The organism is Acinetobacter sp. MB5, from assembly GCF_003261585.1.
Taxonomy (GTDB): Bacteria; Pseudomonadota; Gammaproteobacteria; order Pseudomonadales; family Moraxellaceae; genus Acinetobacter.
On record NZ_POVU01000002.1, the window covers coordinates 498,142 to 521,565 of the forward strand.

Here is a 23,424-nt window from a genome sequence, read left to right on the forward strand (position 1 = left end):
ATACAGGGAGTTATAAAAGGTCATCGCGTGATGGCCTTTTTATTTTAAAGATAGATCACTTAAAAACTGGCACTTTGAACTGCGCCCTGAAAATTCAGGCAATCCAAAACTCTTTTTTGCTGGACTTCAGTCAGTTGTGAAATTTCAAACCAACGATATTCGGAATGTTCATCACTCAGTTGAATTTTTGCCTGTTCAGGTAAAGAACAGCGAAAAATAAAAGCATGTGAATTCACTGCTGCGTGATAATACACACCACTCAAATAAGCAATCTCGACATCGCAGCCCAATTCTTCCTGACATTCTCGAAGTAAAGCCTGATGAATGGTTTCTCCGACATCCAAGCCACCACCTGGCAAGCCCCATGCCTGATTCGTATAAGTTGCTTTAAGCAATAAGACTTGCTGGCTGTCATTGGTGATGACTGCATGAGAACTCATGCGATACAAATCCTGAAAACTCACTAAGATGCCTGCTGAACTTTTGCCAAACCAAGGTCAATGTCAGTCATTTTCCAATTCCAGCCATCGCGGGTGAAAATAAACTGCGTATCGGCACCTTGTAGATGTACCACATGAATCACAAAATGATTTAAATCTTGATAACCCGCATGGTACTGCAATTCATTACTTGATTCTGTCGGTGCAGAATCAGATGCCGTATGGCTCATATTGGCCTGCATGACGGTTGAACTTGCATCGGCTTGACTATGTGCGAGTGACTGTGAAAACTGTTTACCCTGTAACAGTAAAATCATGGTTTTAGGCGTCACCACCCGATCCAAAATCGCATTGGTAATTGGTTCACCAATATATTCACCAACCAGATGTCGCCAAGATGGACGCTCTCCCTGATTCAGATCTGCTCCAAACCAACGGGCGTTCATTTGTGGCTTGAGACTTTCTTTCACTGCGTGATAATCAATATATGCAGAGATCTTTTCAGGTTGATTATTTTCATAAGCTTGCTTGAGTTGGTACATCATCCAATATGGCGATGCCAACCATGCCAACACACACATAAACATTGCCACGCCAAGCGCAAGAATAAGCTTTTTCACTGAACAATTGCCCTAGATCTTTTTAGCACTGATGAAAGTCGGCTAATTTAACCGATAATTCGGCGATATGTTGTACAAGCTTTGCTGATTTATGTAGCAATTGCTTTATTTTTCGACAAGGCTAATCTCTTTTTTTGCTCAGTCTTTATTCATTGAGCTGATGAATACATCTTAAGTGCAGAAACATAACAATGGATGGCTGAATTTTTTAGCAAAATCCGCCACAATAGACCGATAGTAAAAAGCCTGATTTTTGAGAAAAAGATGAGTGATTTAGCTTTTGTTCAATACCAACTCAGTGGTGTTGATGCACAGAAATTCCTGCAAGGACAAGTCACCTTGCACGTTGAACGTCTTACCGAACAAACTCCACGCTATACCGCGATTTGCGATTTAAAAGGTCGTATCCAGTTTGGTCTATGGCTCAACAAGTTAGATGCTGAAAATTTTGAATTGGTGGTTACACAAGACCAGAGTGATGAATTTGCCAAACATATTAAAAAATATGGTGCATTTTCTAAAATGACGCTGACTGTTGTTGGTGAAGTTTATCCAACCCTGACAGCTGATTCGACCAGCTTTGCAGCAGAAGTTACAGATATCCAAGCATGGCAACAACAAGCCATCGCACAGGGTCAAGCCTACATTTGCCAAGCCACGGCACATGAGTTTCAACCACAAGAACTACGTTTACATCAGCGTGAAGGCGTACATTACGATAAAGGCTGCTATATCGGTCAAGAGATCGTGGCACGCTTATGGTTTAAAGCAAAACCTAAACACTGGTTGCATTTAGTTGAAAGCACTGGCGATGTGCCTGCTGTTGCAAGCAAACCTCATGCTGACGTTGAAGTTGTGAATAGTGTTGCTACTACAACAGGTTTCCAAGCTTTGGTGGTTGCAAAACCTGCTGCACTGGCAGAACTGGGCTGGACAGTACTCGATTTACCTGAGCCATTAAATGGGGATGTTGCTCGCCCTCAATAAAATTCTATTTAACTTTGGGCAAATCAATACTTTGCCCAAAGTACTGTATTCAAAAATCACACAAATTACGCTCGTTTTTTTCTCATATTTTATAGACAATAAGTCACATTTCACTTAACACACATCGAGTTACTTTATGAAAAAACTCATTGCCGCATTTGGATTAAGTCTAATGACAATGGGGCTAGCACATGCTGATATTGCAACGCTAAAAACCAATTTACAAAAAAATTATCCAGACATTACCCCACAATCCATTCAACCTACACCTGTAAAAGATATTTACGAAGTGTATATGGATGGTCAAATCGTCTATACCAATGACGAAGCACGCTATTTCTTTATTGGTAACTTGGTTGACTTAAAAAATAAAGTCAGCCTGACCGAAGAGCGTATGCAGGAACTCAATAAAATTGATGTCAAAACATTACCGCTAAATCAAGCGATTAAACATGTAAAAGGCAATGGCAAACGTGTGATGTATGTGTTCAGTGATCCTGATTGTCCATACTGTCATGCTTTGGAAGAAGAACTGAAGCAAGTTGATAACGTCACGATTTATTTATTCTTGTATCCATTAAAAAATTTGCATCCAAATGCAGAAGCGATGGCGCAAAAAATCTGGTGTTCAAAAGACAAATACAGCGCATGGGAAAACTACGTACTCGATCGCAAACAACCAAATGGTAAAGAAGGTTGTGCCACCCCTGTACAGAAAAACCTAGCATTGGGTGAAAAACTCAATATTGATGGGACGCCAACGTTCTTCTTAAAAGATGGTCAGCGTATTTCGGGTGCACGTAGTGCCGATGAAATTAATAAATTACTGGATTCAGTTCAGTAATTTAAAGCACCTCAGCATAGAACTGAGGTGCATTTTTAATGATTATTGATCGTCTAACGATTCATCACGCTGAGCAAAACGGCTCGCCAAAATACCACACACAATCAATTGAATTTGATGAAACAACATCAAAGGCAACAAGATCAGACCAATCGGCTGTCCTGCAAAAATAATCTTGGCCATTGGCACACCACTCGCCAACGTCTTTTTAGACCCACAAAACAAAATTGCAATCTGGTCTTTCTTTTTAAAGCCCAAAGCACGGCTCGAATAGTGAATCAGCACCATTACAATTGCCAGTAAAACACCACACACCACAAACAAACTCAACAATGTTTCAACCGAAACCTGATGCCAGATTCCTTCAATGACTGCTTCACTGAAAGCCGCATAGACCACCATCAAAATTGAGCCTTGATCGACAACTTTAACCATCGAACCGTGTTTTTTAATGAGGGGAAAGAGTTTTGACCGGCAAATTTGCCCCAAAATAAATGGCACCAGTAACAAGGACACAATATTGAGCACCGCATTCGATGAACCTGCATGATGCTGTGACAACGACTGACTAATAAAAATACTGACTAAAAACGGCGTAATAAACATACCAAATATATTGGATGCAGAAGCGCTACATAACGCAGCAGGCACATTCCCTTTTGCAATTGAAGTAAAGGCAATTGAGGATTGCACAGTCGATGGTAACAATGCCAAATATAAAACACCTAGATAGAGTTGATGCCCTAATAATGGCTCAATCACGGGTTTAAGCAATAAACCGAGTATTGGAAATAAAATAAAGGTTGCTGTGAAAATACACAGATGCAAACGCCAATGCGTTAAGCCATCCATCACCGCCTGACGAGATAACTTGGCACCATGTAAAAAGAACAATAATGCAATCGCAAAATTGGTCAGTTGACCGAAGATTGTAGCTGCTTGACCATGAATCGGCACAATACTGGCTAAGATCACCATGCTAATGATCATCAGGCTAAAATTATCGGGTAAAAAACGTGGTCGAGCCATTACTGTTCCTTTTGGTCTATTCGCCACAATCATTTTTTGCGAAATAGATAAATTTCAAATGAATTTTCATGTATTCAAAAGAGATATTTTTAATGAGACGACTTTGCATTATGACGAAGCCCTCTGAAAAATCACTTAAAAATATGCGAAGCATAGTAAACCAAGCGCATTTCTTTGGTCAATCTACCACCAGAAAGCGATCAGTATACTGATTCCTATAAACCCCAAAATCGTACTTAACATCAGTGCAGCAATCGCTCGTTGTTCCAAACCATAGACTTGTCCTAAAAGACCAAACACGATTGGCATGGGTAAAGCGGCAATCAAAGTCGCTGCATGTTGCATTTCAAGTGTGACCGAAGCTTGTGGCATCAAAAAGAATAGACTGAAAATAATGCTCGGCATCAAGATCGTTTTCAGCAATGCAAGTATGGCTGTCTGTCTATCTAAAGCCTTCAAGCTTAATGTGACCAAGCTTCCACCAATCACGAACAGTGCAAGTGGCGGTGCAGTCTTGCCTAATACATTTAATAAATCATCTAGCCGTGCTGGGAGTTTGATTTGAAAAATCACCGCGATCATGGAGAGTACAATAGCAATGACCAGGGGATTTTTAATCAAACTCGTACATGATTTTATTAACATGGAAGATGTACGGTTTTGGACTTGTAAGCCTGCTTCAGCTAACAGCAAAACCATGGTAATCATAACCAGATTTTCAATCATCAAGGTCAATGATAAATACACGACCGCATGCAGTGGCATGATTAAAGGTAAGATTGCACTTCCTATTAATCCTGTATTGGACATCGCTCCACCCATCGACATGACTGCCGACTGAGTCAGACTATATCGAAAATGATGTTTGTAAATCCAATAGGCCAAACCATAAACCAACAGCGAGCCACCCGCATAAGCAAATAAATAAGGCGGCAACCAAATTTCGTGAAGGTTTTTACTGGCTAATGCATGCAAGATCAGAGCTGGTAGCGCGATTTTAATCACATAACTGCCTAAACCCTTAATTTGCTCAATGGTGAGCAAGCCCAACTTGACACTGCAATACCCTGCGCCCATGAGCAAAAACATAGGCAGTAAGATATCAAAAATCAAGACATCATCACCTGAATGCTAGATTACGTTATTAGATTTCAAAGACATGAAATAGGTTTTTAAAGCCATGTGGCTGGCAACGCAAATATTGTGGTGCAATCTGAATACTCTCACCCAAAGATGCAGCCACATGCCACGGCCAGCGTGGGTCATATAATATCGCACGAGCAACCGCAATCGCATCTGCCTGATGATGACGCACAATCAATTCAGCTTGCTGTGCTTCGGTAATCAATCCCACCGCAATGACAGGAATCTGGACGTGTTGTTTAATTTCTTCAGCAAAAGGAACCTGATAGTTCGGTTCAATATCAATCTGCTGCTTTTCATGCAAACCACCGCTTGAAACATGCACATAAGCTGCGCCCACTTTTTCAAGTTGCTTGGCAAGCTCTACACTCGATTCTAGTGTCCAGCTAGCATCTGCTTGTGATTCCATCCAGTCGGTTGCAGAAAGACGTACGCCAACGGGGAATCCTTGTGGTACAACTTCCAAAACTTCAGCAAGCACTTCAAGAGTCAAACGCATGCGATTTTCCAAGCTGCCGCCATATTGGTCTTCACGCTGATTCGACAATGGTGACAAGAACTGATGCAACAAATAACCATGAGCTGCATGAAGTTCAATCAAATCAAAACCTGCATCAACAGCACGCTGCGCTGCTGCAACAAAGTCCTGTTTCACTACCTGAATTTCTTCTATTGTCAAAGCATGTGGTGCAAGGTCTTTTTCAGCAAATCCCACTGTACTTGGTGCAACAGTTTGCCAACCATGCGCATGTTCAGGTGCAAATTGCCCACGACCTAACCAAGGTTTATCGGTTGAAGCTTTACGACCTGCGTGTGCCAACTGCACACCAAACGGCATTGGAGAAAGTGTTTTCACTTTTTGAAGTAATGTCTTAATTTGATCGCGTTGTTGATCATTCCACAAACCGAGATCCGCATAACTAATCCGACCTTCAGCCTGTACAGCCGTTGCTTCAACAATACATAAGCCTGCACCTGACAACGCATAACTTGCCCATTGTTGCTCATGCCAATAAGTCACTTCACCTACGTCAGTCGCAGAATATTGACACATGGGTGCAACGATAATTCGGTTGTTTAGTGCAAGATCACCAAACTGAATTGATTCAAATAATTTTGACATTTAAAAAACTGCTCCCCTGTTTCATTAAAATTGTTTGGTAATACTTAGACCTGCGCTCCAATTGCGCCCTTCTGCTGGTTCAAAATACCGTCCATTGCCATCATTCACAATCACTGAACCAATATAATTTCGGTCAAATAAATTATCGACACGGGCATAAGTATTGATTGCCCAGTCCTGCATTTTCCACTTGTAACCAACATCTATGGCCGCAACGGTATAGCTTGGTGCTGCATCAGAGTTTGCATCATTGACATAGATTTTATCCATATAATGTGCTTCAACACCTGCAAAAGCCCCAGTTTCAGGCTGCCAAGCTAAACGTGCAAAAGCCTGATTTTTTGCAATGCCTGGAATTGAATTCCCTTTTTTGACCGTTCCAGATGATGAGGTGAAATCTGCATCAAAGGTTGCATCTAAGTAGCTGTAACTGGCCTGCGCTTTTAAATCTCGCCACAGATTTTTATTCCATGAAAACTCAATACCTTTACGCTGAGTTTGATCAACATTTTGATAAGTTGCCCGACCATTCACCGTTGCATACGACACAATGTCATTTTTAGTGTTAATTTGGAAGGCTGCCAAGGTGAAATATCCCCAAGGATTTTCAGACTTCAAACCCACTTCATAGTTATCACTGCTTGAAGGTTTTAAATCAAAGTTAAACCCTGCTGCCCCATCTGGTCGATAAGCCATTTCGGTAAACGTTGGGGTTTCAAAACCTTTGGCATAACTGGCATAAGCCAACAATTCAGGTAAAATCTGCCAGCTTAAAGTCGCTGAAGGCAAGGTTTTAGCATATTCCGTTTTACCGCTATCATCACCATTACTTAAATAATGGTCATCTGACTTGTAATGCACATTGCTGTAACGAACACCTGTATCTAAACGCCAAGTCGGTAAAAACTGCCAAGATGCTTGCAAGTATGGATCAATATTCCACAAGGTATTGTCTTCATTACGGCGTAAATTGCCTTTGACACCATAGTTGCCTGCAGCATCATAGTTTTCATAACCTTTCCGGTCTTCATCCATTGCATCGAGCGCAACACCCGCACTAATTCGGGTATTTGGCAGTAAATCTTTGCCTGTCCAACGGAAATCAGCACCATAATAATTACGATCAAAATCAATCACACCACCAGCCTGATTCACATTGGCCTGAGTCGATTTTGGAATTGACTGGTACTGCGTCACATGTCGATTTCCAATATAGGTCATGGCATACAGTTCATTGTGATCATCTAAGGGTTTTGTCCACGTCACCCCTGTTTGAGTTTGTTCAATTTCTTTACGGGTGTTATAAGTGTCCGCATTACTCACGGCTTGTTTTGGGTTTTGCTCCCATAAAGCACGTGTCAGCCCCATCGGGTCATCGGCATTAATCTTAACGTAGTTGGTTACCCAGTTAATTTTACTGCCATCGCTCAAATTCCATGTCAGCTTGGCATTATTCAGCACTTTGTCCGCAGCACTATGATCACGATAACCATCGGTATTAAAGTAAGATGAACTAATCACATAACTCGGTTCATTTTCCGCATGTGCGCCACCTTGCAGCACAATTGAGCTATTGCTGCGTTGGTCACTTCCCCCTGCATATCCCATGGTTACTGAGTCTCGACCCTGACCTTCTTTGGTCGTTGCCAAAATTGCACCGCCTGACGAGTTACCATATAAAGATGAGAATGGGCCTGTGAGAACCTCTAAATGGTCGAGGCTTTTTAAATCAATATTGGAAGTTTGTCCCTGACCATCAGGCATGGTGGCAGGAATACCATCGACATATAAACGAATACCACGCACACCAAAGGTCGAGCGTGCACCAAAACCTCGCATGGAAAGTTGCAAATCTTGCGCGTAATTTTCACGGTTATTCAGCTGTAAACTTGGAATTCCCTTCACCACTTCGGTCAGGTTCACACCAATATTCTCCTGCTGCTTTGGCGCGTCTACACGAAAAATCGAAGCTGGCGTTTTCGCATAACTGGTACCCGTATGGGTTGCCTCCACTTTAATAGTGGGCAAATCCTGTACTGCCGAATCATCTTCAGCATAAAGACTTTGACAAATACAGGCTGTGAGCAACAACAGCGTGCTTTTTACCGTCACATGAACATGCAGATTACGCATTATTTACATCCTAAATCTTATGGAGGGAGAGCAATGGTGGGCATTCAAAAGTTCAAGCAAAAATAGGCTTGTGGAGTGCCAAAAGTCAGTAACCTGACAAATTGATGTTCAAAATCATAAAAATATAGGGGCTATTGTAGTAATGCATTTCACTGAACACAAGTTGCGGATATACCTGTTTCAGTGTGCGTGCTAAAGTATGGGTTTGATCGTTGTTGTTACTATCCCGTTATGCCTGAATTACCCGAAGTCGAAACCACCAAAAATAGTCTAGCACCCTTGCTGCATCAAACTGTTCAAGCTGTTCGCGTGCGTCAACCTCAATTACGCTGGGTAATTCCGCAAGATGTTGACAAATTACAAGGTCAAAAACTGATTGGGTTACAACGACGTTCCAAATATATACTGGCCGAGTTTGAACACGACACCATGTTATGGCATTTGGGGATGTCGGGCAGTTTTCGGATTTGTAAGGCGCAAGATGAACTGCGTAAACATGATCATTTCATTCTGGATTTTGGGGAACATCAGCTACGCTACCATGACCCACGCCGCTTCGGTTGCATCGTCTGGCTCAATGCAGATTCGCAGCATAAGCTGCTTGACCCACTTGGGCCTGAGCCACTAACAGACGCATTTAATGCAGCGTACCTGACTGACAAGCTCAAATCCAAGCAAGTTGGTATCAAAGTTGCACTTATGGATAATCATATCGTGGTAGGTGTAGGCAATATCTACGCAACCGAAAGCCTGTTTAATTTAGGCATTCACCCTGCCCAGCCTGCTTCAAGTTTAAGTCCACAACAGGTTGAAGCACTGGTTGTTGAAATTAAACGTATTTTAAGTTTTGCTATTGGTCTTGGTGGTTCAACCTTACGAGACTATACCAATGCGATGGGGGAAAATGGCTACTTTCAACAAACCTTACTCGCCTATGGGCGTGCTGGCGAAATGTGCGTTAACTGTGAAACAACTCTAGAAAATATCAAGCTGGGTCAGCGTGCCAGTGTCTTCTGTCCGCAGTGCCAGCCACTTAAAAAAATAGAAAAACAAAACGGTTAGGAGGCTAAAACTATGCAAACTGCAATCGTACGACATATTTTGGTGAAAGATAAAACACTGGCTGAACAGCTCAAGAAAAAGATTCAGTCGGGTGCAGACTTTTCCAAAATTGCCAAAGAGTACTCAACTTGTAATTCTGCCAAGCGTGGTGGTGAGCTGGGTGAAGTTAAAAAAGGACAGCTTGTGCCTGTCATTGATAAACTGGTCTTTAGCGCAGCCGAAAGAATCTTACACGGGCCAATCAAAAGCCAGTTTGGCTTTCATTTGCTTGAAATTAAGTTTCGGATGGACTTCTAAATTAGTAAGATGCCAAATACAGATTTGGCATCTTACTTCACTTTCAACCCTGCTCAGATTTGGCAGTCGGGTGCATCTGGTAAATCCATGCTTGGACTATATCACCTGACTCCAATTCCACATCCACAATAACGCGCTGATATTGAAAACCTTCAAAATCATCGAGCATCTGCCAGTGATGCGCCAGTTCCTCACTCGAAAATAATAATCCCTCGACTTGTGCTGCTTGAGCATCAATGACCAACGCGGGCAAGCCTTCATCAGGCCCCCAATCTAACGTATGCACCACCCCACACACATAAGCTTTTTGCCACTCGCCATCCAGATCACCCAAAATATGTTGATTGGGTTGTCCTGGGCGCAACGTACCATACGCAAATAATCGATTCATGAAAGTATCCAATCAAAAAATAACGCTGATCATCAAATAGAGTTTTTTTGATAGTACCTAGATTTTTTTATACTCGCCATATTCAACATAATATGAGCTGTTATATTGAATAAATATTTTGCATAAATTCTTTGTCTTCATCTTGCATGACATGGAATACATTTCAATTCTACTTAGCATGAGACATAAAAAATTCCAAGCAATCAAAAGTGAAGTCGTAAAGTTACCGATACTGAGAAGTAGCATCAAAACATAAGTTACAGATAAAGTTACTATTATTTTTCCAACTTCATATCGATATGTGGAATGTCATCTTCCAAATACATCGCCGAGGTCGCTATAAATCCATGCTGCTGATAGAATTTAGACAAGTGCTCTTGAGCACCAATTTCAATCGACTCTTTAGGCCACAACTGATCACATGCACCTAAAGCCTCTTGTACCAGTAGATGCCCTAAACCACCTCCACGATGACCTTTTGCAATCGCCACACGACCAATACTGACTGAAGGGTAACTCACTCCCTTTGGCAATAAGCGTGCGCAGGCGATTAACGTGTCGCCTTGATAACCCAATAAGTGGTAAACATCTTGAAGGTGATCTTTGCCATCCAGTTCTGGATAAGGACATTTTTGCTCAACCACAAACACATCAACTCTCAGTTTAAGGAGTTGATAGAGCTGCATTGTGCTGAGTTGGGAAAATAATTTGAGTTGCCAAGTCATCATTCTATTGCTGTTATGCTATGGATGAACTCTGAAATGTAGCAAGGTTTGGGAATATGAGCATTAACAATTGTTAATTCTGGCTACGCTTTTTGATACGACTTAGACTAATCGAAGTAATGCCGAGGTAAGCCGCAATTTGATAATCGTTGAGGCGCTCTAGCAAGTTGGGATACTGTTGGCAGAACAGCTCATAGCGCTCTTCAGGAGTATAAATCAGCATAAAGCGTTCTTTGTTTTCCTTATACATCAGTTGCGTTTCAAGCAGCTTGAGATAAATACTGTGCTTTTGCGTACGCCATGTTCTTAATGTTTCAATAGGTAGAGACAAAATAGAGCACTGAGTAAGAGATTCGAGCTGGTAAGGTGAAGGTTGTTGATTGATTAGGCTTTCAAAACCAATGATCCAATCACTTTCCCAATAAAACTGTTTGCTAAACTCCTTACCCTTGTCCGTCAGATAAACAGCATGACAGATTCCCTCGCGTACAAAGAAAATTTCTTTTGCAACTTCACCCTGACGGAGCAAGATATGCCGCGTCGGTAATTCAATTTGTTTTGCTGAATGCCTTAGTTGCTCGATCTCTAGTTGAGTAAAGTCATTTTGTTGTAATTGTTGCTGGAAAGCGTCAAACATAATGTGTGGTATCTAGGTCAGTTTCTTTAGCTAGTCTTTTGGAAATGTTGAATCATAATAATCAACTGACCAAAACAATGAAGATGAAACAGCATCATGCAGAGACAATGTGAATGGCCGTACCCGTTCTTTGTTCTGCTCAAGTAAAGAATCTTAGTAACAGACCTGAACCAGGTTAAACGGCTTGAGCATTTACTCTAATGCCCCTACTGTGCTTACTCATCCTATCTGACTCACTTGTATGGATGTGATGATTTAACGATAACGATCTATTTTCATTAGGCGAAATAAAAGATCTAATGAATAGATCTTTTATTTACTGCCAAGTACGATTAATCGCACTTAAGTACAGCGTTAATGATTAACGACGTCTATAATCTTTAGGATTCATGGGTTGACTGTGTTTCCATAAACCACGTTTACGCTTTTTGGCATCATCCTGCAATTCATTGAGGTATTTTAAGCGTTTTGAATGCCTTACATAATCTGCATAAACCCATGCAATCCCATCTTTAATCAAGGTTTCACTGACACTTTCACACCCTAAATAAATATCTGCAACAACTCTGCCGTAACGATCTTTATCTGCAACATTGAGTGTAACGATTCGTCTGTGCAGCATTTTTTTAAGATATTTCTGTGCATCAATGCCAAATTGTTGTTTAGATTCAGGTGCATCAACATAGGCTAAGCGCATTCTTTTACGTTGCCAGAAATAAAATATACGCCGACAGTCAATCGTATCACCATCAATAATCGCCAGCACCCGACAGCGATACTTACGACCTTTTTTAAATGGATTCAAGACTTTTCTTAAATAGGCATTCAGCCTTTTAACAGCAATCCAGAGCATCCATAGCGCAATAACAGCAAAAATCCACGGTAACCATTTTATCCAATGTTCAAAAGCAATCATCATCTATTCAATATATCAAGGAAACATCTGCCATCATTGCGAGTCAGTAACACACTCAAATGGGCATAAAAAAAGGGGTAAATATACCCCCTTTTTCAATTAAAACAATTATTTCTTTTTCAGCTCATCACGAATTTCACGTAACAACTGAATATCTTCTGGCGTTGCAACAGGTGCTGGAGCAGCCTCTGCTTCCTGTTTACGACGCAATCGATTAATTAATTTGACCATGATAAATACAACCCACGCCAAAATAATAAAGTTAATAAGAATAGTGAGGAAGTTACCGTAGGTTAAAACATTGACGCCTGCCTTTTGCAATTCTGCTAAAGATTGCAGGTTATTTGGATTATTACCCAACACGATAAATTTCTGGGTAAAGTCGACACCACCGCCAGTGATTGCCGTGATAATCGGCATAATGATGTCTTTGACTAATGAATCAACAATTTTACCAAATGCGCCACCGATGATCACACCGACAGCCAAATCAATCATGTTACCCTTGACCGCAAACTCGCGAAACTCTTTTAAAATACTCATGGATGAGAACTCCAGTGGTTATTTACGTTGTTATTTATTCGGTGACAATTGACCGAGTGAAATCATGTAATGTGCTATTTAATTTAGCAATTTTAATGAAAAAATCTTGAATATTCACGGTATTACAACAAAAATCTTCTCTATGTACTCACCTTGTATACAGATTCATTTTCTCAAAACAATAAAGCCACCCGATTGGGTGGCTTTATCTTTACGACTCAGAGCAATTAGCTACGAGAAGCACGTTTACGTTCATTTTCAGTCAAGAATTTCTTACGAATACGAACTGATTTAGGTGTAACTTCAACTAATTCATCATCTTCAATAAATTCTAAAGCTTGTTCAAGCGTGAATTTAACTGCAGGTGTTAACGTTAATGCTTCATCTGTACCAGATGCACGCATGTTGGTTAATTGTTTTGCTTTAGTTGGGTTTACAACCATGTCGTCTGAACGAGAGTTCATACCCACGATCATACCTTCGTAAACTTCTAACTGTGGTTCAGCAAATAGACGACCACGGTCTTGTAGAGTGAACAATGCAAATGCCAAGCAAGTACCGTTAACCATAGAGATCAACACACCGTTTTGACGTTTCGCAACTGTACCCTGTTTTGCAGGACCATAATGCGAGAAGCTTGAAGTCATGATCCCTGTACCAGAAGTCATGGTCAAGAATTCAGAACGGAAACCGATCAAACCACGTGAAGGAACAGTTGCTTCAATACGGATACGACCTTTGCCGTCAACTTCCATATTGGTTAACTCGCCTTTACGGTTACCCATTTGTTCCATTACAGAACCTTGATGTTGTTCTTCAACATCAAATGTTACGTTTTCGTACGGTTCTTGGATTTCGCCATCCACTTCACGCATGATCACTTGTGGACGAGAAACACCCATCTCGAAGCCTTCACGACGCATGTTTTCAATTAAAACTGAAAGGTGAAGTTCACCACGACCAGAAACTTTGAAACGGTCTGGACTGTCAGTGTCTTCTACACGAAGTGCTACGTTGTGAATCAGTTCACGTTCAAGACGTTCACGGATGTTACGTGAAGTCACGAATTTACCTTCTTTACCAGCAAACGGTGAGTTGTTGACTTGGAATGTCATCGAAACTGTAGGTTCATCTACAGACAATGCAGGTAATGCTTCAACATTTTTCGGATCACAAATGGTGTCTGAAATGTTCAGTGCATCGATACCTGTAATACATACAATGTCGCCGGCTGATGCTGAATCAACATCAATACGCTCTAAACCGTGGTAACCCATGATTTTCAAGATACGGCCGTTACGTGTGTTGCCGTCTTTGTCAATCACAGTCACAGGTGTATTGGTTTTTACTGAACCACGTTGAATACGACCAACACCGATAACACCAACGAAGCTGTTATAGTCAAGTGAAGAAATCTGCATTTGGAATGGACCATCAACATCAACTGCTGGTGGTTCAACGATGTCAACAATTGTTTCGAACAACGGAGTCATGTCTTCCGCTAATTCTTCTGGTGCAGGACCAGCAACACCGCGTAAGCCTGAAGCATAAACGATTGGGAAGTCTAACTGTTCGTCAGTTGCACCCAAGTTATCAAACAAGTCAAATACTTGGTCGATTACCCAGTCACAACGCGCGCTTGGTTTGTCAACTTTGTTGATAATCACGATTGGCTTCAAACCACGAGCAAACGCTTTTTGCGTTACGAAACGAGTTTGTGGCATTGGACCTTCTTGTGCATCGACAAGAAGCAATACGCAGTCAACCATAGACAATACACGTTCTACTTCACCACCGAAGTCGGCATGTCCCGGGGTGTCCACGATGTTGATACGGTAAGTTGTATCTGTACGTTTGTCCAACCAAGTGATAGCAGTGTTTTTTGCAAGAATGGTAATACCACGCTCAGATTCAAGCGCATTCGAATCCATTACACGCTCAATCTCGCCCGCGCGATCACCAAGAGCACCTGATTGTTGTAAAAGTTTGTCTACAAGAGTCGTCTTACCATGATCGACGTGCGCAATGATGGCAATGTTACGGAGAGTTTTGATATCTGACATGTAAATTCGATACGCCTAAAGTTTGAGGGCAAATTATACAGAAAAAATATAGATTTTAGTAGTGACAGTTTCTTGACAGCAGCATTTTTTTCATCGGTCAAACCGATTTTTAGTTTGTAAAGGGATGTAACTCGATTAGAATAGCCGCATCTTGCTTAGTATATTCCCCAAAATTCCATGTCGGATTTAGATCACTCACCCCATTCCCACTCTCAACCCGATTTATTGTTAGGGCTTGATGACAAGCCAAAACCGCTCATTGCATTCTTTGCTGCCTTACAACATCTTCTTGCGATTCTTGTCCCGATTTTAACGCCTGGTTTACTGATTTGTGGTGCTTTAAAAGTTCCTGCCCATGAAACCACCATGATTTTATCGATGTCTTTGGTGATCTCAGGGATTGCAACGTTCTTGCAATCGAAAAAGGTTGGCCCATTGGGTGCAGGCTTACTGATTGTTCAAGGTACAAGCTTTAACTTCATTGGCCCGATCATGGCGATTGGCAGCATGATGATTGCCAATGGTACGCCTTATCAGCAGGTTATGGCTGCGATTTTTGGTGTGGTGATTGCGGGCGCATTTATTGAAATGGGTGTATCACGTATTTTACCGTGGGTTAGAAAACTGATCACTCCACTCGTCACAGGTGTCGTTGTCCTGATGATTGGTCTGACTTTAATTAAAGAAGGTCTGATCAGTATGGGTGGCGGTTATGGTGCGATGGCAAATGGGACATTCGCCAACAGCGATAACCTGATCATGTCGAGTGTCGTCCTTGCAATTATCATCGTGCTCAACCGCATTCCTGTGGTGTGGATTAGAAGCTCAGCGATTCTACTGGCTTTGGTGATTGGCTATATTTTGGCGGGTTTTATGGGTCATCTGGATTTCACGGCATTCCAGCAAGCCCCCGTTTTTCAGTTACCAACACCGCTGCATTTTGGGATCAGTTTTGACTGGTCATTGTTTTTACCGTTTGCCTTTATTTACTTGGTCACTTCACTTGAAGCGATTGGTGACATTACTGCAACCAGTAAAATTTCCAAACAGCCTGTGACTGGCGAAACGTGGATGCAGCGTATTAAAGGCGGTGTACTGGTGAATGGTTTTAACTCACTGATTGCAGGGATTTTCAATACTTTCCCAAGTTCGGTGTTTGCCCAAAATAATGGCGTGATTCAATTGACAGGTGTCGCAAGCCGCTATGTCGGGATTTGGATTGCAGCATTGTTGGTTCTACTCGGTTTATTCCCAAAAATTGCAGGCGTTGTACAGGCTGTCCCTGAAGCCGTACTCGGTGGTGCAGTCATGGTGATGTTTGGCGCAGTCGCTGCATCGGGCATTAATATTTTGGCAGGAATTAAACTGGATCGTCGCGCCTTGCTGATTATTGCAATTTCTTTAGCACTTGGTCTTGGCGTTGCACAAGTTCCTGATTTCTTAAAGCATATGCCTGAACTTATGCGAAATATCTTCAGTTCTGGTGTGGCGACAGGTGGTATTGCTGCACTGTTATTGAATTTAATTTTGCCTGAACAGTCAGAGCAGTAATTTTTTAAAACAATGTCCAATCCCTGTTGCGGATTGGACATTTTTATTTTTGTAGGGTGTCATCATGGATCCTCGAAGTGAAGTCGTCTTGCGTCAACAAGACCAACTCAAAGGTCGTGTGTTATTTATTCATGCACCTCAAGATCAATTGCTCACTGAACTCAAAGACAGTGTAGAGGGTTGTATCTGGATATGGAATTTTGCTGATCATCAAGCGCATTTGGCACAAGGTTTAGACAGCCATTTTTCGATTGAATTTCCAGCGCAGACTTTTGATCAGGTTGTGATTTTTGTTCCCAAATCCAAAGAGTTGCTGAATTATATTATTCATCAAGTCGCCAGTCATATGCAGATTGGACAATCCATTTTCTTGGTGGGTGAGAAAAAAGGTGGCGTAGAACGTGCAGCCAAACAGCTCCAAGCTTATGGCAAAACACTCAAACTCGACAGCGCTCGTCATTGCCAATTCTGGCAACTGGTTTTACAACAACAAGAAACACTTAAACCACTAGAAGTATGGCTGAAAACCTATGACATTCAAGTTGGTGAACAACAACTTAAAATCTGCGCCCTGCCTGGGGTGTTTAGTCAAGATCATTTGGATGTCGGAACAGCCGTACTTTTGCCATACCTCAACCAAGTAAAATCGGGTAAACTCGCCGACTTTGGCTGCGGTGCAGGCATTATTAGCTGCTATTTGGCAAAGCTGAATCCACTGAATGTGATCCATGCGCTTGATGTCGATGCATTTGCATTAAAGTCGACAGCATTGACCTGTCAGCATAATGCGATTCCCGAATCACAAGTGCAAACCCATGCGGTCACAGGCATTCAGGATGCCCCGACAGATTTAGATGCTTTAGTGAGTAATCCGCCATTTCATCAGGGTATTCACACGTCTTATACCGTCAGTGAAGATTTGTGCAAACAGACCAAGCGTCACTTGCAAGCGCAAGGCGAGCTCTGGATTGTAGCCAACCGTTTTTTAAATTATCCGACTTTAATTGAGCAGCATTTCGGGCATTGCGACACGAAAGCTGATCAACAAGGCTTTAAGGTGTTATATGCCTGTGCAACTGCAAACAGACAAGGAAACTAGATGAGCGAAATGAATGAACATGCGCACTTACAACGCAGGTTAGGTGCTCGCCATCTGAATATGATCGCGATTGGTGGTTCAATCGGAACAGGGTTGTTTTTAGCTTCAGGCTCAACCATTAGTACCGCAGGACCTGGAGGCGCATTATTGGCCTATGTCCTGATTGGGATTATGATTTACTTTTTAATGACCAGTCTCGGTGAACTTGCCACACACAATCCAACTTCAGGTGCATTTTTTACCTATGGTAATAAGTACGTTGAAGAAGGTTTTGGTTTCGCACTCGGCTGGAACTACTGGTACAACTGGGCAATTACTGTTGCATTTGAACTGGTTGCAGCACAGTGGATCATGGCATTCTGGTTCCCTGAAATTCCAGGTTACTGGTGGAGCTTATTGTTCCTGATCATTATTTTTGCGATCAATGCCATGTCCGTAAAAGGTTTTGGTGAAAGTGAATTTGTCTTCTCACTGGTCAAAGTGGTTGCCATCATCATCTTTATTTTGATTGGTCTTGCCACGATTTTAAAAGTAATGCTGACACCCAATGCCCTGCCATTTGCCAACTGGACGCATAAAGATGCGCCATTTGTTGGTGGATTCCAAGCCATGATTGGCGTTGCGATGATTGCTGGTTTCTCATTCCAAGGTACTGAAATGGTAGGGGTTGCTGCGGGTGAATCCAAAGATCCTCAAAAAACTATTCCTTTAGCCATCAAACAGATTTTCTGGCGTATCTTACTATTTTACGTTGTGTGTATTTTCATCATTGGGACACTCATCGCTTATGATGACCCACGTCTAATTCAAGCAGCAAGCAGTAACAATATTGCCCTTTCGCCATTCACGTTACTATATGAAAAAGCTGGTTTTGCCTTTGCTGCAGGTCTGATGAATGCGGTTATTTTGACAGCAATTTTATCTGCGGGTAACTCTGGGATGTACTCATCGACCCGTATGCTGTGGGACATGGCGAAAGAAGGTCGTGCACCGCGTTGGTTTGCTGAACTCGATAGTCGTGGCGTGCCGATGCGTGCGCTTTATGCCACCACTGCAATTGCTGCATTATCATTGCTCACCAGTTTTATGGGTAAACAGGAAATCTACAACTGGCTACTGAATATGTCAGGCATGTGTGGTTTTATTGTCTGGTTAGGTATTGCGATTTCACATTACCGTTTCCGTAAAGGTTATATCGCACAAGGCTACAAATTAGAAAATTTAGCATACCGTGCTAAATTCTTCCCTTTTGCGCCTTGGTTTGCTTTTATTCTGTGTTCAATCATTATCTTAGGGCAAAACTATCAGGCTTTGCTTGGAGAAAAAATTGACTGGTTAAGCCTCCTTGCAACCTATATTACCTTGCCATTATTTTTGGTGGTTTGGCTCAGTTACAAGTGGATTTACAAGACCAAACTCATCCCTTACGACAAGATGGATGTTAAACCAATGCAGGATGATGATTAATTCTTCGCTTGACATTTGATTTTTTAGGATTATTATTTCGCCGATATTGAATTTCGGCACTATCCTCACAGGATAGACTTTATTGAGGAGGACATCATGCCAGTACTAGCGAGCTTAAAACACTAATCGATTTGGCACGATGTCGTCTCACGGACAGGTGTACAAATCTCATCTGTCCGAATGCAAAAACCTAGCATTCGCTAGGTTTTTTTATACCTAAAATTCGGACAAAAACAAAAATAACTTGAGAATCATCTAAATGAGCATTCAAAAAATTTTAAATGCTGAGGGGCACTTTGGCGTGCCTGTGAAAATTTTCACCCAAGACATCGATCACGACAGTATCGAACAGCTCAGCAAAATGGCACAACTACAATTTATTCACTCACACATTGCAGTTATGCCCGATGTCCATGTTGGTAAAGGCGCCACCGTGGGCAGCGTAATTCCAACCAAGCACGCGATTATTCCTGCTGCGGTTGGGGTAGATATTGGCTGTGGCATGAACGCCATTCGCCTGAATCTAAAAGCCCATCAGCTACCCGATAATTTATCGCCATTACGCCATGCAATTGAACGTAAAGTGCCTGTTGGTTTTAACATGCATAAGCAAGTGAAAGCGAAGGCATCCACGCTGACACCACTTGAGAAACGCTTACAACCCATTTTACTTAAACATTCAGGCTTGGTGCGTATGCTTCGACAGTTTGATGCCACATGGCAAAAACAGCTAGGCACTCTCGGTGGCGGCAATCACTTTATTGAGTTATGCCTCGATGAAAATCAGGATGTCTGGATCATGCTGCACTCGGGTAGCCGTGGTTTGGGCAATGTAATCGGCACTTATTTCATTGAACTAGCCAAGAAAGAAGCGCAGCATCGTTTCGGACATGTTCCAGACAAAGACTTGAGCTATTTTGCAGAAGGTTCGGCCAGTTTTGATGATTATGTTGAAGCGGTGGAATGGGCACAAAGTTATGCCTATGAAAACCGACGTGAAATGATGCGCCTCATTTTAGAAGCGATTCGTCCAATTTTACCGTCATTTCAGATGACCAAAGAAGCGATTAACTGCCATCACAATTATGTCAGTCAGGAGAATCACTTTGGAGAAAATGTCTTTGTGACACGTAAAGGTGCGATTCGTGCGGGTGAAGATGAGCTCGGGATTATCCCTGGTTCAATGGGTGCCCATTCTTACATTGTACGAGGTAAAGGTAATCCTGAGTCCTTTTGTTCTTGCTCACATGGTGCAGGTCGGAAAATGAGTCGTAGTAAAGCCAAGCTTTTATTTAATCAGCAAGACCTAATTGAACAAACAATAGGTATTGAATGTCGTAAAGACACTGATGTGATTGATGAAATTCCAAGTGCGTATAAAGATATCGACCAAGTTATTGCTTATCAAAGTGACTTGATTGAAGTGGTACACACCTTAAAACAAATCTTATGTATTAAAGGTTAAATAATGAAACTTAAAAATATGCCAAAGATTAAAGCACGTAATCCTGTTGCGCTCTCACCGCTTTTACAGAAAGGTGGTATGCATGACAGTGAAAAACCTAGAGCACAACACCGTCGCGATCGAAAAGCGATGAAATGTGAACTCAAATCTAAAAACTGGCTATAAAAAAGCGGCTCATAAGAGCCGCTTTTTACACATCAACTCAAATTATTGAGCTGCTGGAGCTGGTTGTTCTGCTGCTGGTTTAGCAAGTACAGTACGGCTACCTGTGATTGACGCAAATACACGACGGTTCATTGCACGACCTTCTTTTGTGCTGTTGTCAGCAATCGGTTGATCCCATGCAAAACCTTGTGTAGTCAAACGTGATGGATCTACGTTGTATTCATTTACAAGCGCTGTTTTAACAGAGTTTGCACGTGCCAATGATAAACGTTCGTTTAACTTACGTGGACCTGTGTTGTCTGTGTGACCTTCGATACGCGCTGTTGCATTTGGATACTCAGAAAGTTTCTCTGCAACTTTTGCAATTTCAGGTTTGTATTGTGGCTTGATGTTTGATTTGTTGGTATCAAAGAACACGCGAAGTTCCATGTTCAAGTCTTCAGTTAACTCTTGTGGAGCTGGCTGAACAACTGGAGCTGGTTCAACTGGTTGTACTTCTGTTACAGGCGCAGCAGGTTTCAAGTGACCGCCAATTACAACGTTCAAACCAGCAAGTGCTGTGTAGTTCCAGAAATCTTCATCAATGTTATACGTTGCACGTGCTTCTGTACGAAGTGACAATGCATCGTTTAAGCGCCAGAATACACCCGCACCTACGTTACCTAAAGTACCCGCTTCAGAGTTACCACGGTTATTCGCACGCGTTAAACCACTGAAGTCATATTTATAATGACCAGCACCTAACAATACGTAAGGTTTGATTTTGCTGTCATAGTTATGTGTGATCAAATCAGAAGTCGCAATGAAGTTACCATTGATTTGTTTTTGCTTGTATTCAGCACCAGCTGTAGCTGCACCATCTACATCGCCTTTCACCTGAAGGTATTCAGCTTCAAAGCTTAACCATGGAGTTAATTCAACACCCAGTGCTGCACCTACTGCTAAATCGTCTTGTGCTTCACCTTGACTAGAGCTTAGAAGGTGATCACTTCCGTTGTTATGTTGAGTACTTTGGAATGTGTAACCGAGTAACAATGGTGTTACTGTTACGCCAGCATTTGCTGCAACAAATGGAGAAGCTGCAAGCAATGTAGCAACAGCAATACGATTCAATTTCATGGATATCCTCCAGAGAAAACAATTATGTTCAGGTATAACCTAAATTATGTACTTTCTGAGATATTCTTACATCTCAGTCTTTTAAAGTTACGAGCATGTATGATACAAGCTCATTCAATAAATTTAAACGCTAATAACATGACTATGACCATATTTTTTACATATGAGCCATTCAATTAAAATTACATCATTCTTATTGTATAATAATACATTCACAAAACAGATTCTTAAAACTTATTTTTAATCAGCCTAAAACTCATCAGAAAAAGAATAATTAATTTTAAATAAAATTAAAAAACAATCGGTTAATATTAAATAACAAGCTATCGATAATCGTATTATTAGCAATATTTAAACCCAATATTTATATTAACAATCACAAGTTCCACCTATATTTGTAAAAGCAATAAATTTATTTTAGTTCTAATTAACACAATTCATGATTATTTTGCCGATTTAGGTTTATTCAACATAAATTCAAGTTTATATCCTAATAAAAAAGCGGCTCAAGAGAGCCGCTTTTTACACATCAACTCAAATTATTGAGCTGCTGGAGCTGGTTGTTCTGCTGCTGGTTTAGCAAGTACAGTACGGCTACCTGTGATTGACGCAAATACACGACGGTTCATTGCACGACCTTCTTTTGTGCTGTTGTCAGCAATCGGTTGATCCCATGCAAAACCTTGTGTAGTCAAACGTGATGGATCTACGTTGTATTCATTTACAAGCGCTGTTTTAACAGAGTTTGCACGTGCCAATGATAAACGTTCGTTTAACTTACGTGGACCTGTGTTGTCTGTGTGACCTTCGATACGCGCTGTTGCATTTGGATACTCAGAAAGTTTCTCTGCAACTTTTGCAATTTCAGGTTTGTATTGTGGCTTGATGTTTGATTTGTTGGTATCAAAGAACACGCGAAGTTCCATGTTCAAGTCTTCAGTTAACTCTTGTGGAGCTGGCTGAACAACTGGAGCTGGTTCAACTGGTTGTACTTCTGTTACAGGCGCAGCAGGTTTCAAGTGACCGCCAATTACAACGTTCAAACCAGCAAGTGCTGTGTAGTTCCAGAAATCTTCATCAATGTTATACGTTGCACGTGCTTCTGTACGAAGTGACAATGCATCGTTTAAGCGCCAGAATACACCCGCACCTACGTTACCTAAAGTACCCGCTTCAGAGTTACCACGGTTATTCGCACGCGTTAAACCACTGAAGTCATATTTATAATGACCAGCACCTAACAATACGTAAGGTTTGATTTTGCTGTCATAGTTATGTGTGATCAAATCAGAAGTCGCAATGAAGTTACCATTGATTTGTTTTTGCTTGTATTCAGCACCAGCTGTAGCTGCACCATCTACATCGCCTTTCACCTGAAGGTATTCAGCTTCAAAGCTTAACCATGGAGTTAATTCAACACCCAGTGCTGCACCTACTGCTAAATCGTCTTGTGCTTCACCTTGACTAGAGCTTAGAAGGTGATCACTTCCGTTGTTATGTTGAGTACTTTGGAATGTGTAACCGAGTAACAATGGTGTTACTGTTACGCCAGCATTTGCTGCAACAAATGGAGAAGCTGCAAGCAATGTAGCAACAGCAATACGA

The 23,424-nt window shown here is 41.6% G+C and carries 23 protein-coding genes; 9 read left to right on the forward strand and 14 right to left on the reverse strand.

All coding sequences use genetic code 11. The features are described 5' to 3' along the window. Positions 1-59: 59 nt before the first annotated feature. Positions 60-464 (reverse strand): NUDIX hydrolase, encoded by a 405-nt coding sequence (locus tag C1A47_RS05035; RefSeq protein ID WP_111893009.1) that lies wholly within the window; start codon positions 462-464, stop codon positions 60-62. Continuing rightward, positions 464-1,060: a DUF2939 domain-containing protein gene (locus tag C1A47_RS05040; RefSeq protein WP_111893011.1), complete on the reverse strand. Its 597-nt coding sequence runs from the start codon at positions 1,058-1,060 to the stop codon at positions 464-466. Before C1A47_RS05040 ends, C1A47_RS05035 begins: the two co-directional genes overlap by 1 nt. Before the next feature lie 264 nt (positions 1,061-1,324). Between C1A47_RS05040 and C1A47_RS05045 the strand changes: the two genes are divergently transcribed. Further along, the gene (locus C1A47_RS05045) at positions 1,325-2,047 is read left to right on the forward strand and encodes a YgfZ/GcvT domain-containing protein (protein WP_111893013.1); all 723 of its coding nucleotides are present in this window, start codon (positions 1,325-1,327) and stop codon (positions 2,045-2,047) included. A 136-nt stretch (positions 2,048-2,183) separates the two neighbouring features. Further along, the gene (locus C1A47_RS05050) at positions 2,184-2,891 is read left to right on the forward strand and encodes a DsbC family protein (RefSeq protein WP_111893015.1); all 708 of its coding nucleotides are present in this window, start codon (positions 2,184-2,186) and stop codon (positions 2,889-2,891) included. Between the two features lie 42 nt (positions 2,892-2,933). Here the strand turns inward: C1A47_RS05050 and C1A47_RS05055 are convergent, their stop codons facing one another. From C1A47_RS05055 to C1A47_RS05070, 4 genes are all read right to left on the reverse strand, one after another. Beyond that, positions 2,934-3,920, reverse strand: a complete 987-nt coding sequence (locus C1A47_RS05055) for a bile acid:sodium symporter family protein (RefSeq protein ID WP_111893017.1) — start codon at positions 3,918-3,920, stop codon at positions 2,934-2,936. A 183-nt stretch (positions 3,921-4,103) separates the two neighbouring features. After that, a complete protein-coding gene (locus C1A47_RS05060; protein ID WP_111893019.1) occupies positions 4,104-5,033 on the reverse strand; it encodes an AEC family transporter in 930 nt (309 codons plus the stop codon). Positions 5,034-5,064: 31 nt separating this feature from the next. After that, positions 5,065-6,186, reverse strand: a complete 1,122-nt coding sequence (locus C1A47_RS05065; protein WP_111893021.1) for an NADH:flavin oxidoreductase/NADH oxidase — start codon at positions 6,184-6,186, stop codon at positions 5,065-5,067. Between the two features lie 24 nt (positions 6,187-6,210). Beyond that, positions 6,211-8,319, reverse strand: coding sequence for a TonB-dependent receptor (locus C1A47_RS05070; protein ID WP_111893023.1), 2,109 nt, complete (start codon positions 8,317-8,319; stop codon positions 6,211-6,213). 231 nt (positions 8,320-8,550) lie between these two features. Between C1A47_RS05070 and mutM the strand changes: the two genes are divergently transcribed. Continuing rightward, on the forward strand, positions 8,551-9,381 hold the full coding sequence (gene mutM, locus C1A47_RS05075) for a bifunctional DNA-formamidopyrimidine glycosylase/DNA-(apurinic or apyrimidinic site) lyase (protein ID WP_111893025.1): 831 nt from the start codon (positions 8,551-8,553) through the stop codon (positions 9,379-9,381). 12 nt (positions 9,382-9,393) lie between these two features. Beyond that, the gene (locus C1A47_RS05080) at positions 9,394-9,678 is read left to right on the forward strand and encodes a peptidylprolyl isomerase (protein ID WP_111893027.1); all 285 of its coding nucleotides are present in this window, start codon (positions 9,394-9,396) and stop codon (positions 9,676-9,678) included. A gap of 43 nt (positions 9,679-9,721) precedes the next feature. On the opposite strand, the gene C1A47_RS05085 is transcribed toward C1A47_RS05080, so the two are convergent. The 6 genes from C1A47_RS05085 to typA form a co-directional block, all read right to left on the reverse strand. Continuing rightward, positions 9,722-10,069 carry a gamma-glutamylcyclotransferase family protein gene (locus tag C1A47_RS05085; RefSeq protein ID WP_111893029.1) on the reverse strand — a complete coding sequence of 116 codons (348 nt, stop codon included), beginning with the start codon at positions 10,067-10,069 and terminating at the stop codon, positions 9,722-9,724. Positions 10,070-10,344: 275 nt separating this feature from the next. Further along, positions 10,345-10,797, reverse strand: a complete 453-nt coding sequence (locus C1A47_RS05090; RefSeq protein WP_111893031.1) for a GNAT family N-acetyltransferase — start codon at positions 10,795-10,797, stop codon at positions 10,345-10,347. A 70-nt stretch (positions 10,798-10,867) separates the two neighbouring features. Next, the gene (locus tag C1A47_RS05095; protein WP_111893033.1) at positions 10,868-11,431 is read right to left on the reverse strand and encodes a Crp/Fnr family transcriptional regulator; all 564 of its coding nucleotides are present in this window, start codon (positions 11,429-11,431) and stop codon (positions 10,868-10,870) included. 361 nt (positions 11,432-11,792) lie between these two features. After that, positions 11,793-12,350 (reverse strand): thermonuclease family protein, encoded by a 558-nt coding sequence (locus tag C1A47_RS05100; protein WP_111893035.1) that lies wholly within the window; start codon positions 12,348-12,350, stop codon positions 11,793-11,795. Positions 12,351-12,455: 105 nt separating this feature from the next. Continuing rightward, positions 12,456-12,890, reverse strand: a complete 435-nt coding sequence (gene mscL, locus C1A47_RS05105) for a large conductance mechanosensitive channel protein MscL (protein WP_111893037.1) — start codon at positions 12,888-12,890, stop codon at positions 12,456-12,458. A gap of 227 nt (positions 12,891-13,117) precedes the next feature. After that, the gene (typA, locus tag C1A47_RS05110) at positions 13,118-14,953 is read right to left on the reverse strand and encodes a translational GTPase TypA (protein ID WP_111893039.1); all 1,836 of its coding nucleotides are present in this window, start codon (positions 14,951-14,953) and stop codon (positions 13,118-13,120) included. 177 nt (positions 14,954-15,130) lie between these two features. On the opposite strand from typA, the gene C1A47_RS05115 reads away from it, so the two are divergent. From C1A47_RS05115 to C1A47_RS17730, 5 genes are all read left to right on the forward strand, one after another. Next, positions 15,131-16,504: a uracil-xanthine permease family protein gene (locus C1A47_RS05115; RefSeq protein ID WP_111893041.1), complete on the forward strand. Its 1,374-nt coding sequence runs from the start codon at positions 15,131-15,133 to the stop codon at positions 16,502-16,504. A gap of 64 nt (positions 16,505-16,568) precedes the next feature. Next, complete coding sequence (locus C1A47_RS05120) at positions 16,569-17,603, forward strand: methyltransferase (protein ID WP_111893043.1); 1,035 nt, start codon at positions 16,569-16,571, stop codon at positions 17,601-17,603. Next, positions 17,604-19,070, forward strand: coding sequence for an amino acid permease (locus C1A47_RS05125; protein ID WP_111893045.1), 1,467 nt, complete (start codon positions 17,604-17,606; stop codon positions 19,068-19,070). It abuts the gene before it with no gap. Between the two features lie 259 nt (positions 19,071-19,329). Further along, positions 19,330-20,535 carry an RtcB family protein gene (locus tag C1A47_RS05130; RefSeq protein ID WP_111893047.1) on the forward strand — a complete coding sequence of 402 codons (1,206 nt, stop codon included), beginning with the start codon at positions 19,330-19,332 and terminating at the stop codon, positions 20,533-20,535. 3 nt (positions 20,536-20,538) lie between these two features. Beyond that, positions 20,539-20,700 carry a hypothetical protein gene (locus C1A47_RS17730; protein ID WP_171294331.1) on the forward strand — a complete coding sequence of 54 codons (162 nt, stop codon included), beginning with the start codon at positions 20,539-20,541 and terminating at the stop codon, positions 20,698-20,700. Between the two features lie 42 nt (positions 20,701-20,742). Here the strand turns inward: C1A47_RS17730 and omp38 (C1A47_RS05135) are convergent, their stop codons facing one another. Together omp38 (C1A47_RS05135) and omp38 (C1A47_RS05140) are read right to left on the reverse strand one after the other, a co-directional pair. Continuing rightward, positions 20,743-21,819 carry an outer membrane protein Omp38 gene (gene omp38, locus C1A47_RS05135; protein WP_111893049.1) on the reverse strand — a complete coding sequence of 359 codons (1,077 nt, stop codon included), beginning with the start codon at positions 21,817-21,819 and terminating at the stop codon, positions 20,743-20,745. A 539-nt stretch (positions 21,820-22,358) separates the two neighbouring features. Then, positions 22,359-23,424: outer membrane protein Omp38 (gene omp38, locus C1A47_RS05140; protein WP_171294332.1), on the reverse strand; the 1,066-nt coding region annotated here is incomplete at its 5' end.

What these genes read in the sequence shown, in the direction of transcription:
- C1A47_RS05045 (WP_111893013.1), top strand. Translation starts at nt 1,325, where the DNA reads ATGAGTGATTTAGCTTTTGTTCAATACCAACTCAGTGGTGTTGATGCA.
- C1A47_RS05050 (WP_111893015.1), top strand. Translation starts at nt 2,184, where the DNA reads ATGAAAAAACTCATTGCCGCATTTGGATTAAGTCTAATGACAATGGGG.
- C1A47_RS05055 (WP_111893017.1), bottom strand. Translation starts at nt 3,920, where the DNA reads ATGGCTCGACCACGTTTTTTACCCGATAATTTTAGCCTGATGATCATT.
- C1A47_RS05065 (WP_111893021.1), bottom strand. Translation starts at nt 6,186, where the DNA reads ATGTCAAAATTATTTGAATCAATTCAGTTTGGTGATCTTGCACTAAAC.
- C1A47_RS05070 (WP_111893023.1), bottom strand. Translation starts at nt 8,319, where the DNA reads ATGCGTAATCTGCATGTTCATGTGACGGTAAAAAGCACGCTGTTGTTG.
- mutM (WP_111893025.1), top strand. Translation starts at nt 8,551, where the DNA reads ATGCCTGAATTACCCGAAGTCGAAACCACCAAAAATAGTCTAGCACCC.
- C1A47_RS05080 (WP_111893027.1), top strand. Translation starts at nt 9,394, where the DNA reads ATGCAAACTGCAATCGTACGACATATTTTGGTGAAAGATAAAACACTG.
- C1A47_RS05085 (WP_111893029.1), bottom strand. Translation starts at nt 10,069, where the DNA reads ATGAATCGATTATTTGCGTATGGTACGTTGCGCCCAGGACAACCCAAT.
- C1A47_RS05090 (WP_111893031.1), bottom strand. Translation starts at nt 10,797, where the DNA reads ATGATGACTTGGCAACTCAAATTATTTTCCCAACTCAGCACAATGCAG.
- C1A47_RS05095 (WP_111893033.1), bottom strand. Translation starts at nt 11,431, where the DNA reads ATGTTTGACGCTTTCCAGCAACAATTACAACAAAATGACTTTACTCAA.
- C1A47_RS05100 (WP_111893035.1), bottom strand. Translation starts at nt 12,350, where the DNA reads ATGATGATTGCTTTTGAACATTGGATAAAATGGTTACCGTGGATTTTT.
- mscL (WP_111893037.1), bottom strand. Translation starts at nt 12,890, where the DNA reads ATGAGTATTTTAAAAGAGTTTCGCGAGTTTGCGGTCAAGGGTAACATG.
- typA (WP_111893039.1), bottom strand. Translation starts at nt 14,953, where the DNA reads ATGTCAGATATCAAAACTCTCCGTAACATTGCCATCATTGCGCACGTC.
- C1A47_RS05115 (WP_111893041.1), top strand. Translation starts at nt 15,131, where the DNA reads ATGTCGGATTTAGATCACTCACCCCATTCCCACTCTCAACCCGATTTA.
- C1A47_RS05120 (WP_111893043.1), top strand. Translation starts at nt 16,569, where the DNA reads ATGGATCCTCGAAGTGAAGTCGTCTTGCGTCAACAAGACCAACTCAAA.
- C1A47_RS05125 (WP_111893045.1), top strand. Translation starts at nt 17,604, where the DNA reads ATGAGCGAAATGAATGAACATGCGCACTTACAACGCAGGTTAGGTGCT.
- C1A47_RS05130 (WP_111893047.1), top strand. Translation starts at nt 19,330, where the DNA reads ATGAGCATTCAAAAAATTTTAAATGCTGAGGGGCACTTTGGCGTGCCT.
- C1A47_RS17730 (WP_171294331.1), top strand. Translation starts at nt 20,539, where the DNA reads ATGAAACTTAAAAATATGCCAAAGATTAAAGCACGTAATCCTGTTGCG.
- omp38 (WP_111893049.1), bottom strand. Translation starts at nt 21,819, where the DNA reads ATGAAATTGAATCGTATTGCTGTTGCTACATTGCTTGCAGCTTCTCCA.